This window comes from Ralstonia flatus (assembly GCF_958439105.1).
GTDB classification, from domain to species: domain Bacteria; phylum Pseudomonadota; class Gammaproteobacteria; order Burkholderiales; family Burkholderiaceae; genus Ralstonia; species Ralstonia flatus.
This window is the reverse complement of the sequence record NZ_CAUDLI010000007.1, coordinates 36482-47922: the sequence shown is the minus strand read 5'-3', so window position 1 is coordinate 47922 and position 11441 is coordinate 36482. Positions and strand designations below refer to the sequence as shown.

General features: G+C 62.6%; 14 protein-coding genes. 10 read left to right on the top strand and 4 right to left on the bottom strand.

The genetic code is table 11. The annotated features are described in order from the left end of the window. Positions 1-14: 14 nt before the first annotated feature. The 3 genes from copC to R2676_RS16665 are packed head-to-tail and all read left to right on the top strand — an operon-like array spanning position 15 to position 1855. Positions 15-401 (top strand): copper homeostasis periplasmic binding protein CopC, encoded by a 387-nt coding sequence (gene copC, locus R2676_RS16675; protein WP_009241686.1) that lies wholly within the window; start codon positions 15-17, stop codon positions 399-401. Positions 402-405: 4 nt separating this feature from the next. Then, positions 406-1335 carry a copper homeostasis membrane protein CopD gene (gene copD, locus R2676_RS16670; RefSeq protein ID WP_009241685.1) on the top strand — a complete coding sequence of 310 codons (930 nt, stop codon included), beginning with the start codon at positions 406-408 and terminating at the stop codon, positions 1333-1335. Positions 1336-1366: 31 nt separating this feature from the next. After that, complete coding sequence (locus tag R2676_RS16665) at positions 1367-1855, top strand: DUF411 domain-containing protein (protein ID WP_021197391.1); 489 nt, start codon at positions 1367-1369, stop codon at positions 1853-1855. A gap of 43 nt (positions 1856-1898) precedes the next feature. On the opposite strand, the gene R2676_RS16660 is transcribed toward R2676_RS16665, so the two are convergent. Then, positions 1899-3164, bottom strand: coding sequence for a hypothetical protein (locus R2676_RS16660; protein ID WP_009241683.1), 1266 nt, complete (start codon positions 3162-3164; stop codon positions 1899-1901). Positions 3165-3508: 344 nt separating this feature from the next. Next, positions 3509-4342, bottom strand: a complete 834-nt coding sequence (locus R2676_RS16655; protein WP_009241682.1) for a site-specific integrase — start codon at positions 4340-4342, stop codon at positions 3509-3511. A gap of 118 nt (positions 4343-4460) precedes the next feature. Here R2676_RS16655 and R2676_RS16650 point away from each other — a divergent pair, with 118 nt between their 5' ends. The 7 genes from R2676_RS16650 (at position 4461) to R2676_RS16620 (ending at position 8850) form a co-directional block, all read left to right on the top strand. Beyond that, on the top strand, positions 4461-4784 hold the full coding sequence (locus R2676_RS16650; protein WP_009277705.1) for an ArsR/SmtB family transcription factor: 324 nt from the start codon (positions 4461-4463) through the stop codon (positions 4782-4784). A 13-nt stretch (positions 4785-4797) separates the two neighbouring features. Further along, positions 4798-5280, top strand: a complete 483-nt coding sequence (locus R2676_RS16645; protein WP_009241680.1) for an ArsI/CadI family heavy metal resistance metalloenzyme — start codon at positions 4798-4800, stop codon at positions 5278-5280. 10 nt (positions 5281-5290) lie between these two features. Next, positions 5291-5785 (top strand): arsenate reductase ArsC, encoded by a 495-nt coding sequence (locus tag R2676_RS16640; RefSeq protein WP_009241679.1) that lies wholly within the window; start codon positions 5291-5293, stop codon positions 5783-5785. A gap of 14 nt (positions 5786-5799) precedes the next feature. After that, entirely contained in the window at positions 5800-6294 is a 495-nt protein-coding gene (locus R2676_RS16635) for an arsenate reductase ArsC (RefSeq protein WP_009241678.1), read from the top strand. Between the two features lie 5 nt (positions 6295-6299). Then, a complete protein-coding gene (locus tag R2676_RS16630) occupies positions 6300-7004 on the top strand; it encodes an aquaporin (RefSeq protein WP_009241677.1) in 705 nt (234 codons plus the stop codon). Positions 7005-7012: 8 nt separating this feature from the next. After that, entirely contained in the window at positions 7013-7456 is a 444-nt protein-coding gene (gene arsN2 / locus R2676_RS16625) for an arsenic resistance N-acetyltransferase ArsN2 (protein ID WP_009241676.1), read from the top strand. A gap of 209 nt (positions 7457-7665) precedes the next feature. Beyond that, the gene (locus R2676_RS16620; protein WP_009241675.1) at positions 7666-8850 is read left to right on the top strand and encodes an MFS transporter; all 1185 of its coding nucleotides are present in this window, start codon (positions 7666-7668) and stop codon (positions 8848-8850) included. Between the two features lie 71 nt (positions 8851-8921). On the opposite strand, the gene R2676_RS16615 is transcribed toward R2676_RS16620, so the two are convergent. Both R2676_RS16615 and cadR read right to left on the bottom strand, forming a co-directional pair. After that, positions 8922-10844 carry a cytochrome c/FTR1 family iron permease gene (locus R2676_RS16615; protein ID WP_009241674.1) on the bottom strand — a complete coding sequence of 641 codons (1923 nt, stop codon included), beginning with the start codon at positions 10842-10844 and terminating at the stop codon, positions 8922-8924. A 160-nt stretch (positions 10845-11004) separates the two neighbouring features. Further along, the gene (cadR, locus tag R2676_RS16610; RefSeq protein ID WP_009241673.1) at positions 11005-11439 is read right to left on the bottom strand and encodes a Cd(II)/Pb(II)-responsive transcriptional regulator; all 435 of its coding nucleotides are present in this window, start codon (positions 11437-11439) and stop codon (positions 11005-11007) included. Positions 11440-11441 lie beyond the last annotated feature (2 nt).

Here is an 11441-nt window from a genome sequence, read left to right as displayed (position 1 = left end):
ACAAGGGTGTTTCTATGTTCACGTCTCGTTTTGCCACCAAGGCCATCATTGGCACGTCCTTGGCGCTTCTGGCTTCGGCCGCGTTCGCGCATCCCAAACTGGTCTCTTCGACGCCCGCCGATCAGGCGGAAGTGACTGCGCCGACGAAGATCGAGCTGAAGTTCTCGGAGACCCTCACGACACAATTCTCCGGGGCCAATCTCGTCATGACGGAGATGCCCGGCATGTCGGGGCATAACCCGATGAAGGTTGGCGCAAAAGTCTCCGCCGGCGACGACGCCAAGACGATGGTCATCACGCCCGCACAACCGCTGACGACCGGGACGTACAAGGTGGAGTGGCGCGCGGTCTCGTCGGATACCCACCCGATGACGGGGAATTTCACGTTCAAGGTGAAGTAAGGCCATGGCGGACGATTGGCTCAATATCGCCCTGCGCTTTGGGCTGTACCTGGACTTGACGATCCTTTTCGGGGTCTCGCTGTTCGGGGTCCAGGCGTTGCGACCCGATCACCGGGCCACGGCGATTGCGCGCCGATACGTCCGTGCCGTCGGAGTCACTGCCGCATTGGGCATCGTGCTGTCGCTCTGGAGCTTCGTTGTCATGGCCAAGGCGATGACGGGGGCCACCGAGTACGCTGAACTCACCAGCCATGTCTTCAGCATGATGCTGACCACCACCGCGGTTGGCCTGGCCTGGATGGCGCGATTGGTGGCCCTGGCCGGATGCTTGGTCGCCGTTGCGCGTTTGCGGAAGCACCCAGCGCCTCACTTCGGCGTGTGCGCCGGGCTGGGTGCGGTGGCTCTGCTAACGGTCACTTGGGCCGGGCATGGGGCGATGGACGACGGTGTGAAGGGATACCTTCATCTCACATTTGATATCGCGCACGTTTTGGCCGCGGGCGCCTGGGTTGGCGCATTGGCAGCGTTTGTGCTGCTGGCGTCGACAAGACAAGCGGCCTCATCGGAAACGGTGGAAATCCTTAGTCACACATCCAATGGCTTCGCGCGTCTTGGGACGCTGATTGTTGCCACGCTGTTTGCGACAGGGACGTTCAACTATTTTTTGATCGTTGGGCCGACGATTAACGGGTTGTTCACCACGCCATACGGGCGCTTATTGTTGATCAAGCTGGCTTTGTTCGCGCTGATGCTCGGACTGGCCGCAGCCAATCGTTATCGGCTGAGCCCACGGCTTGCGGCGGCGGTTAGGGCCGCAGACCACGTCCACGCGGTGATAGCACTGCGCCGCAGTCTGGTCATGGAAACCAGCCTTGCCATACTGATTTTGGCGTTGGTCGCTTGGCTTGGTGTGCTTTCGCCGCCTGGAACCTGATACTGCTTACCTGTTTGCCGGAGGAACCATGATGATGAAATCGCCGACTGCCAAGCCCGTGTCCGCGACAAGACGGTCCCTGATTGCGGGTCTGTTACTGCTGCCTGCCGTAGCCCTGGCGCAAAAGGCCGGATCGAAACCCGTGATCCAGGTGTGGAAAACGCCGGGTTGCGGCTGCTGCAAGGATTGGCTTGCCCACTTGCGGGACAACGGGTTCGACGTGGTTGCACATGACGTCGAGGAAACGGTGGAAGCCAGGCGAAAGGCTGGCATGCCAGAGCGCTATGCCTCTTGTCACACGGGCATCGTGCAGGACTATGCGCTGGAAGGCCATGTTCCGGCACGCGAAATCAAGCGTCTGCTGCAGGAGCGCCCGAAAGCGATCGGGCTGGCGGTCCCCAGCATGCCGCTCGGCGCCCCTGGCATGGATGGGCCGGCATACGGTAATCGGCGCATGCCATACAACGTCCTGCTGATCGGATTGGACGGACAGGCCACCGTGTTCCGCGCATACAGCTGATGGGGTGTGACCGTCTCCTTGGCACCCGCAATCGTGCCACCGGTCAGAGCGTTTTGGCGATGGCTTCAATCGGCTTGATACCTGCGCCGAACCGGGCCATGGTTTCCCGGTGCTCGGTGAGGCTGGTGTAGGGCACATATCGGATGCCAAGTTCCGATACGCGGCTGAAGGCGGGGCGTGCAAGTTGAGCGCGCACGTCGGCCTCTCGTCCATCCGGCGCAACCAGGAACAGGTGTTTCTTCGCCGGCTGTTCTGTGCCCAGGGCTAAATCAAGCAGTCGCACGATGCCTGAGTAGATCGAAGTGGTGTGTTCGACCTCGAAGGCGGCTTCCACCTCCAGCGAAGCAGCGTTCAGCCAAACGACGTCGATAAGGGGCACGGTGTCGGCACCCGCTACCAACAGCGAGTTCGGCAACGTTGCCAGGCAGCCATCGCTGAGCACGCCGCCGTTGTAAGGGCGGCTACGGTCGTTGGTTGCCACCCATACTGCGAAGCCCAGTGCCTTGCCGAGATCGCGCAACCAGCCTTGCACCTCTGTATGGGAGGCATCGTCGGTTCGTCCCGCCTGAAGTTGTTTGGCGAAGGAGGCCGCTTCCTCGCGCGCCTTGGCCAGATTGCTCTCCCACTCAGCGATCGTGGCAGCATCGCCTTCTCGCGGCGGCGCCGGATAGCGCTCCATTCCGATATCGAACAGCAGTCCGGCAACTGCGCCCAAATCGTTGGACAGGAGGTCGCGGTAGCGACCATTCAGGGACAGCACACCCTCGCGCATGGCCAGGTAGTGGTCCCATTTCCCGAGCTTGACGCGAGAACCCGTCAGCGCGTTGTATCCGTTGACGATCGCGGTGTTGAAGGGAACCGCCAGCGTCGGGTGAATGAAGTACAGCAGGTTGGCGACGGCCGGGCCCAGCCCCTTGATGCCGTGTTGGTTCAACTGCTGAATCGCTTGAACCAGTTCTTGTTCGGTGTCGCAGCAATTGCACGTATGCAGCAGCCTGGCGAACGCTCGCTGATGATCGGCATTCTCATAGATGTCCGGGATGCGCAGTTTGGGCTTCCAGAGGAAGGCATGGTCCGCCCCCTTGAAGATCTGGCGCTGCTCTGCAATCGAGGAGACCACGGTTTCGAGGGGGGACCCGCGATAGGCGTTGCCGAATGTCCCAGCTTGAATCTCATTGACGACCGCGCCGATGCCGCGCCGAATGGAGCGGAAGTTCTTGAGGCGCTCCGGCCAGAGAAACCACGTCTGATATGTCCCGTCCCTGTCAGCTTTCCATCGCTCAATGAGCGTTCTTGTCAAATCGGTCATGCACGCCAGTGTTCTTCAAAAGATCGGAGTCTATCTTCTCAAAGAATGCGTTCAATTTGTCGCTCGTATGCGCGTCTTGTTTCGATAACCAGCGTGCTGGTGCCGGGAATGCTGTATGGGCGCAAACTGATTTCGGCGGACACCCTGGAACGTGCACCGCAGGCGTCAGGTGATACCAGTGTGGCTCACTGAGAGCAGGGTCGGTGGCCGTACGGCCAATTGCGAAGGTGTATGTTTTTGAAGTGTACGTTGCCCCTTGAATCCATAGAGGCGCGCTCCACCGCTTGATCCTATGACCTATTTTCTTTTCAAATCAGCACCTTAGATCGGATGTGGCGGATTTTTTACGAATCCCGGCCATCCCTCCCATTGGCCCAGGTGGCGAAGCCGCGCCGCAGCGAGTGGCTGCTGTAGCTACCCGCCTGCGCCAGGCCTGCGTCACGAAACAGCGAACGCAGCAACGGCACGATGCTGCTGGCCTGCAGCCCGTCGTCGGCCATCCGTCCCCAGCGATCGATCCGTCGGAACACGGGGCCGCCGGCCAATCCGGATGCGCCCAGCCAAGCCTCGTAGGCGGCGACCGGACACAAGCGCGACAGGGCCGGTGCCTTGTGGGTGGTGCCCACGTGGTTGCGGTCCGTCTTGGTGCGCGGCAGGAAGATCGTCATGCCCCGGCCGGCCTCGACCGTGATGTGCTCGATCTGCAGCCGGCTCAGTTCGTCGGAGCGGAAGCCCCGCCAGAAGCCGATCAGCACCAGCGCCTTGTTGCGGGCATGAACTTGTAGTGGATGGACGTTTCCCGCGGCCGAGTCTGCCGCAATTTGCGCGTCCAGCCACGCCACCAACTGCTCCAGTTGGGCGAGCTGCAGCGGCTTGGCACGTCGCTCCTGGGCCGGGTGCAGCGCCTGGATGCCCTTCAGAACCTTGCGGACATGTGGCGCTCGGGTGGGGTCCGGAAAGCCCTGCGAGATGTGCCATTGCGCGATCGCAGCCAAACGCTGACGCAGCGTGTTGATGGAAAGCGTCTGCGCGTGCTCGGCCAAATACTGCGCAATGTTGTCGGCGCTGGCCGGCAGGAAGCCTCCCCATTCCCGCTCGAAATGGCGGATGGCAGACTGATAGCTGCGTCGCGTGTGATCGCGGGTTGCGGCTTCCAGGTATCGGTCGATGTCGGCCATGAAGCAGTCGTGGTGGGCTGGATGGCCATATTGTCGCCGCTGCAGCACCGTGATGTGGCACCGGTCAACAGTGACCGTACTCCTTGCCATCAATCCATATTTCTACTACATTGGAAATATGGAAGAAAACGACGTCATCCGATCCCTCGCCGCGCTCGCGCACAGCCTCCGCCTGCAAGTTTTCCGCATGCTGGTGGTGGCTGGGCCCACGGGCATGACTCCAGGTGCGATCGCCGAACAGCTCGACGTGCCGGGTGCGACCTTGTCGTTCCACCTCAAGGAACTGATGAACGCGCACCTGGTGACGCAAGAGCGCGACGGCCGCAACCTGATCTACCGCGCGGCCTACGACCATATGGATGCACTGTTGGGCTTCCTGACCGCCAACTGCTGCCAGGGCGAAGCCTGCCTGGAAGCCGACACCACCGCATGCAAATGCTGACTGGAGATGCCAAATGAAGCGATTTCACGTACACGTTCACGTTGACGATCTTGGCAAGAGCATCGCCTTCTATTCGAAGCTGTTCGCCGCCGAGCCGGCGCGCGTGGAAAGCGACTATGCGAAATGGATGCTGGACGATCCGCGCATCAACTTTGCCATCTCCACGCGCGGCAGCGCCGCCGGAGTGGACCACCTCGGCTTCCAGGTCGATGACGCTGCCGAGTTGGCCGAGTTGAAGGCGCGAGCCGAAGCCGCAGACATGGCGTTGCTGGACGAGGGCGAGACCACCTGCTGCTACGCCCGTAGCGACAAGCACTGGATCACCGACCCGCAGGGCATCGCGTGGGAGCACTTCCATTCGCTCGGCAACATCCCGGTATTCAGCGAAGGCAAGAAGGAAGAAGTTGCTACTGAAGGCTCCGCCTGCTGCGCTCCGCGTGCGCCGGGTGGAAAGCCGATTGGGATTGCGGTGAAGTCGGGTTCGTCCTGCTGCTAGGAGCCCCTCCATGGCCGACAAGACCTACAACGTGCTGTTCATCTGCACCGGCAATTCCGCGCGCTCGATCCTGGCCGAGGGTCTGTTGAACCACCTCGGTGGCGACCGATTCAAGGCCTTCTCCGCAGGTAGCCACCCCGCCGGTGCGGTGAACCCGTTTGCGCTGCATGCCCTGCAGCAGTTCGGTATCCCGACGGACGGGTTCCGTAGCAAGAGCTGGGACGAGTTCTCGCAAGACGGCGCGCCCGAACTGGACTTCGTTTTCACCGTCTGCGACAAGGCAGCCGGCGAGGTGTGTCCGGTATGGCCGGGCCAGCCCATGACCGCCCATTGGGGTGTGGTTGATCCTGCAGCGGTGGAGGGTTCCGACGAGCGCAAGCAGCAGGCCATCCGCGATGCAGCCATCACCCTGAAGCGCCGCATCGAGCTGTTCCTGTCGTTGCCAATTCCAAAGCTCGATACCGTTGCCTTACAGAAGGCTGTGCGCGACATCGGCCAGCAATAACCCGATTTCTTCCCATGACTACAAACGTCCTTATCCTCTGCACCCACAACTCCGCACGCAGCGTGCTGAGTGAAGGCATGCTCAACCACTGGGCACAAAAGCTCGGCAAAGACGTGCGCGCCTACAGCGCCGGTAGCGCGCCGAGCGGCCGCCTCAACCCGTTTGCATTGGAAGCCCTCACCAACGCCGGCATCGACACCGCCGGTTATCGCAGCAAGAGCTGGGACGAGTTCGTCGCTGACGGTGCGCCACAGATGCGCGTCGTCATCACCGTGTGCGACAGCGCCGCCGCCGAGCAATGTCCCTACTGGCCGGGCAGCCCGGTCAAGGTGCATTGGGGCTATGCCGACCCATCCAACGCTCCAGGCGGCGACGAGGGTAAGCGACAAGCGTTTGAGGTGACGCGCCAAGCCATCGGCTACCGCATGCTACAACTGCTGGCGTTGCCACTCGATACGCTCTCCAACGCCGAGTTGCAAGCGCAGCTCGAACGCATCTCGCAAGACTGAACGCCATGGTGGATCTGCGCAGCCGGCTTGCCGCCGAAGCATTGGGCACGGCGCTACTGCTCGCCATTGTCATCGGGTCCGGCATCATGGCCGAGCGCCTGGCGGGCGGCAACGTCGCGGTGGCACTGCTGGCCAACACAGCTGCCACGGTCGGCGGCCTCTACATCCTGATCGAGGTGTTCGGGCCGATCAGCGGCGCGCACTTCAATCCGGCTGTCCGTGCGGTCATGGCGGCACGCGCAGAACTGCCCGGTTCGGCGCTCGCTCCCTACATCGCGGCACAGCTTGTGGGGGCGGTACTGGGTGCATGGCTGGCGCACGCCATGTTCGACATGACGATCCTGCAGTTCTCGACCAAGGTGCGCAGCGGACCGGGGCAATGGATTGCCGAGGCGGTGGCGACCGCGGGGCTGCTGCTGGTGATTCTGCGTGCGCCGAACGGTCGTGCCTCTTCCATGGTGGCGGCCTACATCGGTGCGGCCTACTGGTTTACGGCCTCTACGTCGTTCGCCAACCCGGCGGCCGCGTTCGGACGCATGTTCAGCAACAGTTTCGCCGGCATTGCCCCAAGCAGCGTACCGGGTTTTGTGCTGGCCGAATGCGCTGGCGCGGTGCTCGGATTGATGCTGCACCGGATGCTGGAGCCGCGTCTGGCGCGTCGCGGGCATCCCAACGTCATCGAGTCCTCCGGCGAACACCCGGCGGATTGACTTCTCCAATGAGCACACCTGACTTTCGCCCTGCACGCCCTGAGGACTATCCAGCCATTCGCGCGCTGCTCATTGAGGAAGGGCTGCCGAGCGAGGATGTTGCGGTCGGGCAAGTCAGCCGCTTCCACCTGGCTGTGCAGGATGGAGAGCTTTTGGCTTGTGCAGGGTTGGAGCTATACGGGTCGGATGCGCTGCTCCGATCGGTCGCCGTCGCCAAATGCGCCCGCCAGAACGGTCTTGGCCGCGCCCTCGTGGGAATCGCCGAGCGCGATGCCTTTGCCATTGGCGTAAGCCGCCTCTTTCTGCTGACGACGACAGCAGCAGGCTACTTCACCGCGCTGGGGTACGAGCGCTTCGACCGGCGCTTGGCGCCTGGCTCGCTTCAATCCAGCTCGCAATTCAGCTTGCTGTGTCCGGCGTCCGCCACGTGTATGACAAAGAACCTGCTGTAATCGCGGGAAAATGCCCGTTTGTGTCGCGACGACCTCAAGGGAGCGGATAGACTCGTGGCGCGGCCATACGGTATGGGCGCGACCAGCGCGGCTCAAGCGACCGCGGTTCTCGGCCTCGCTATGGCAGGATCGATCCACCCGACACAGAGCCAATCGCTGTGACTGCACCCACTCGCACCACCTTGAGCCAGATACCCGCAGGGATTTGGATGCTTGGCTTTGTCAGCCTGCTGATGGACATTTCGTCGGAAATCATTCACAGCCTGCTGCCTGTCTTCATGGTGACCGCACTCGGCGCGAGTGCCTTCTATGTTGGCCTCATCGAGGGTGTCGCCGAGGCGACTGCGTTGATCGTCAAGGTGTTTTCGGGCGCATTGAGCGACTACCTCGGCAAGCGTAAAGGGATCGCGGTGCTGGGCTATGCCCTTGGGGCGCTGTCTAAGCCGTTCTTCGCGCTGGCGCCAGGGGTGGGAGTCGTGCTGGCGGCGCGTCTGGCCGACCGGATCGGCAAGGGCATTCGGGGCGCACCCCGTGACGCGCTGGTCGCAGACATTGCGCCACCGCATCTCCGAGGGGCAGCCTTCGGGTTGCGGCAGTCTTTGGATACTGTGGGCGCCTTTCTCGGCCCCCTGATCGCCATTGGCCTGATGTTTTTGTGGGCGAACGATTTCAGGGCTGTTTTCTGGGTGGCCGTCATCCCGGGCATTCTCTCGGTGTTGCTCCTTCTGGTCGGCGTGCGGGAACCGGATACCCACATCGGCGCCAAGCGGACCAACCCGATCAAGTGGGCGAACCTTGTCCGGCTTGGACGTCCATACTGGCAAGTGGTCGCAATTGGAGCGCTGTTCACGCTGGCGCGCTTTAGCGAAGCGTTTCTGGTGCTGCGCTCCCAGCAGGTCGGCCTGCCGCTATACCTGGCGCCGCTGGTGTTGGTCGCGATGAACGTCGTCTATTCGCTCTCGGCCTATCCGTTTGGCAAGCTGTCCGATCGCCTACGTCACACCACGCTGCTGGCGTGGGGCCTTGGGGTCCTGATTCTCGCCGACCTGGTGCTAGCAGTAAGCGCGCATTGGGCCGCCACGCTTGCCGGTGTGGCAGTGTGGGGCCTTCACATGGGCATGACGCAGGGGCTGCTCGCCACCATGGTCGCCGACACCGCCCCAGAGGATTTGCGCGGTACTGCTTTCGGCTTCTTCAACCTGGCCAGCGGCCTAGCGCTGCTGGTGGCCAGCGCCTTGGCTGGCCTGCTGTGGGACCAGCTCGGGGCCGCTTTCACCTTCTATGCCGGCGCTGCCTTCTGTGTGGCCACCATCGCGTTGATCATCCTTGCGCGGTATGGCGCGCGGAGGCTGTCGTCGGGCGAGACGGCAGGTGCCGGGCGTATGCGCCGGTGACGGCAGCTCACTTGAGGCTGTACGAGTCCGACGCGCTTCGGCCGGACCCCTGGTTCGCGGTAGGCTGACGCTTATGCCTTGTTCGATGCAGACCGCACGTTGTAGGCGATCATGCCGGCAATGATCAACAGAATCGCCACCTGGGCCAGCACGGTCTGCACAGAGGGGTAAATTCCCAGCACGTCGATGCGCGGCATCGAAATCGGCGTGATGTGCAGGAAGCCGACCTTCTGCAGCGCTGCGACCCCTTTGCCGATCAGCACTACCGCCAGGACAGCGACCAGAGCCGAACTGAAGGCAAAGAACTGGCGGATCGGCAGGCGTGCCGAGGATCGCAGTAGAACAACGGCGATGGCTGCCAGGATGGCGATCCCCGAGCCCAAGCCGGCCAGCAGGTAGATGCCGTTGCCTTCGCTCCACAGTGCGGCGTAGAACAGCACTGTCTCGAACACCTCGCGGTACACCGTCACGAACGACAGCACGAACAGCATGATCGCCGAGCGCTTGTTCAGCGCCGACGACAGCTTCTGCTTCACGTAGGCCTGCCAGCGACCGGCCAGGCTCTTCTGGTGCATCCACATCCCCACGCCAAGCAGGACCACGGCCGCAAAGATCGCCGAGAAACCTTCGGTCATCTCGCGGCTGGCGCCGCTCAAGTCCACCAGATAGGTGGCGACGGCCCACGTCAGCCCACCGGCGGCCAGTGCAACAATCCAGCCGGCATGGACGTACGGAAGCACGTCCGTGCGCTCCGCTTTCTTCAGGAACGCCATCATGGCGACCACGACGAGCAGCGCTTCAAGGCCTTCGCGCAGCAGGATCGTCAAGGCGCCCAGGAAGGTCGACAGCGGATCGTTAGTGCCGCCCAGCGCGTCCTGGGCTTCGGTCAACATGGTCTGCAGACGCTGAGCGATTTCCTGCACTTGCCCTGCCTGTCCGGTTGTGATGGCGTTGCGGTACAGCCCCATCGTCTTTTCGATGTCCTGGAACAGCGCCTGGTTCTTGGCGGCCAAGGCGGGCTCAACCGGCTCGAAGCCGTCGAGGTAGGCGGAAAGCGCAAGGCGCGAGGCGGTCGCTTTGTCACCTTGGTCGAAGGCGGCCACGCTTTCCTTCAGCTTGTCCTTGGCAATCGCGAGACTGTCAGCGGTGGACGCGCTCAGCACGTCCGGAGCGCTTCTGAGGTAAGCGGTCAATTGCCGCGCAGCATCCGGGCTGGTCGACTTAGCCAGCGACGCCTCGGGCGTCTGGCTGAGTTTGGCGAGCGTGGGCACCGCGCCATGCAACTCAGGGCGGGACGCCCACAACTTGGCGCCGGCTTGCCGATCCGCATCGGAATACGACAGGGTCGACGCAAAATAGGCGAGCGCCCAGCGATCGTCGTCGGTGAGCTGCGCGAAGCTCGGCATCGAGGTGCCCTCGACACCGCGCGTGATGATCTGCTGGAGCGCGAAGACGCTGCGCTCCTGAGCCCGTTGATGATCGGCCAGGGCAATGGGCGGCGGACTCAGTTTGGCGGCCAGAACGCCATCGGCGTGTCCGGAGCTACCGTGGCAGGACGCACACTGATTTTGATACAGCGTGGCCCCACGCTTGAGGTCGGGCACCTTGCTGGGCGCCATTGGCACCGGATAGGCTGCCAGCAAGCTATCCGCGAGCTTGTGCGCCTGCTCACCGACTGCGGCTGGCGCGGCTTTGTCGGCGATTTGCGAGCGCAATGCCCCGGCATCCTTGAGCAGTGCTTGCGTGCCGGGCCCCGCCGGCAACTCTGCAATCTGGCGCTCCGCCGCATGCGCAAATTCCTGCATTTCGGCGTACTCGTCGGCATTGGCGACCTGCCCGTCCTTGACGGAGCGGCCGTAATCGACCGCCAGATAATCAAGCAACTGCCAGACCTGCTTGGTCTTGTCTTGCGTCGACAGCGTGTCGGCGTACGCGCTTGAGACCGATGCCAGAAGGTAGAACAGGAGGAGAGAAACGACGCGCTGCAGCTGCATGAAAAACCTTCCGGCGAAGCGGGAGAGATTGCCTTAAATGAGAATGATTGTAATTCATGTTTCGCAGCAAAAGCCATCCACGTCCTCCCTGCAGCCGTGCAGGCGGTTCCTGAGAGATGATCGGCGCGAAGAATCGGGACGATGACCTGTGGGCTGCGTATCAGCCTTGACGGGTGACGTCAGCGTCGCACCCGTAACTCGCGTCGGACAACCCTTGCAGGATCCCGCACGCTTCAGCGGCCCGGCCATCGGAGCAGCTTTCGCGCAACGCGTACAGATGGCGCTTCAAGGCCGCAAGCGCCTCGATGCGCCGCTCGACCTCATGGATATGCTTGTCCAGGAGGGTGTTCACCGCACCGCAATCCTCGCGCGGTTGCTCGCGGTAGCGCAGCAGAGCCCGCACGTCGCTCAGCGGCATGTCCAGCGACCGGCAGTGGAGGATGAACTGCAGCCGTTCAATGTGCCGCTCGCCATACAGCCGGAAATTTCCTGAGCTGCGCTCAGGCGGCGGCAGCAGGCCTTCGCGCTCGTAGTAGCGGATGGTTTGAACCGGGCACGCCGTGCGCTTGGCCAGTTCACCGATCTGAATCGTCATGA

Excerpts from the sequence above, each read along its gene's own strand:
- copC (WP_009241686.1), top strand. The coding sequence starts at position 15 with ATGTTCACGTCTCGTTTTGCCACCAAGGCCATCATTGGCACGTCCTTG.
- copD (WP_009241685.1), top strand. The coding sequence starts at position 406 with ATGGCGGACGATTGGCTCAATATCGCCCTGCGCTTTGGGCTGTACCTG.
- R2676_RS16665 (WP_021197391.1), top strand. The coding sequence starts at position 1,367 with ATGATGAAATCGCCGACTGCCAAGCCCGTGTCCGCGACAAGACGGTCC.
- R2676_RS16660 (WP_009241683.1), bottom strand. The coding sequence starts at position 3,164 with ATGACCGATTTGACAAGAACGCTCATTGAGCGATGGAAAGCTGACAGG.
- R2676_RS16655 (WP_009241682.1), bottom strand. The coding sequence starts at position 4,342 with ATGGCCGACATCGACCGATACCTGGAAGCCGCAACCCGCGATCACACG.
- R2676_RS16650 (WP_009277705.1), top strand. The coding sequence starts at position 4,461 with ATGGAAGAAAACGACGTCATCCGATCCCTCGCCGCGCTCGCGCACAGC.
- R2676_RS16645 (WP_009241680.1), top strand. The coding sequence starts at position 4,798 with ATGAAGCGATTTCACGTACACGTTCACGTTGACGATCTTGGCAAGAGC.
- R2676_RS16640 (WP_009241679.1), top strand. The coding sequence starts at position 5,291 with ATGGCCGACAAGACCTACAACGTGCTGTTCATCTGCACCGGCAATTCC.
- R2676_RS16635 (WP_009241678.1), top strand. The coding sequence starts at position 5,800 with ATGACTACAAACGTCCTTATCCTCTGCACCCACAACTCCGCACGCAGC.
- R2676_RS16630 (WP_009241677.1), top strand. The coding sequence starts at position 6,300 with ATGGTGGATCTGCGCAGCCGGCTTGCCGCCGAAGCATTGGGCACGGCG.
- arsN2 (WP_009241676.1), top strand. The coding sequence starts at position 7,013 with ATGAGCACACCTGACTTTCGCCCTGCACGCCCTGAGGACTATCCAGCC.
- R2676_RS16620 (WP_009241675.1), top strand. The coding sequence starts at position 7,666 with ATGCTTGGCTTTGTCAGCCTGCTGATGGACATTTCGTCGGAAATCATT.
- R2676_RS16615 (WP_009241674.1), bottom strand. The coding sequence starts at position 10,844 with ATGCAGCTGCAGCGCGTCGTTTCTCTCCTCCTGTTCTACCTTCTGGCA.
- cadR (WP_009241673.1), bottom strand. The coding sequence starts at position 11,439 with ATGACGATTCAGATCGGTGAACTGGCCAAGCGCACGGCGTGCCCGGTT.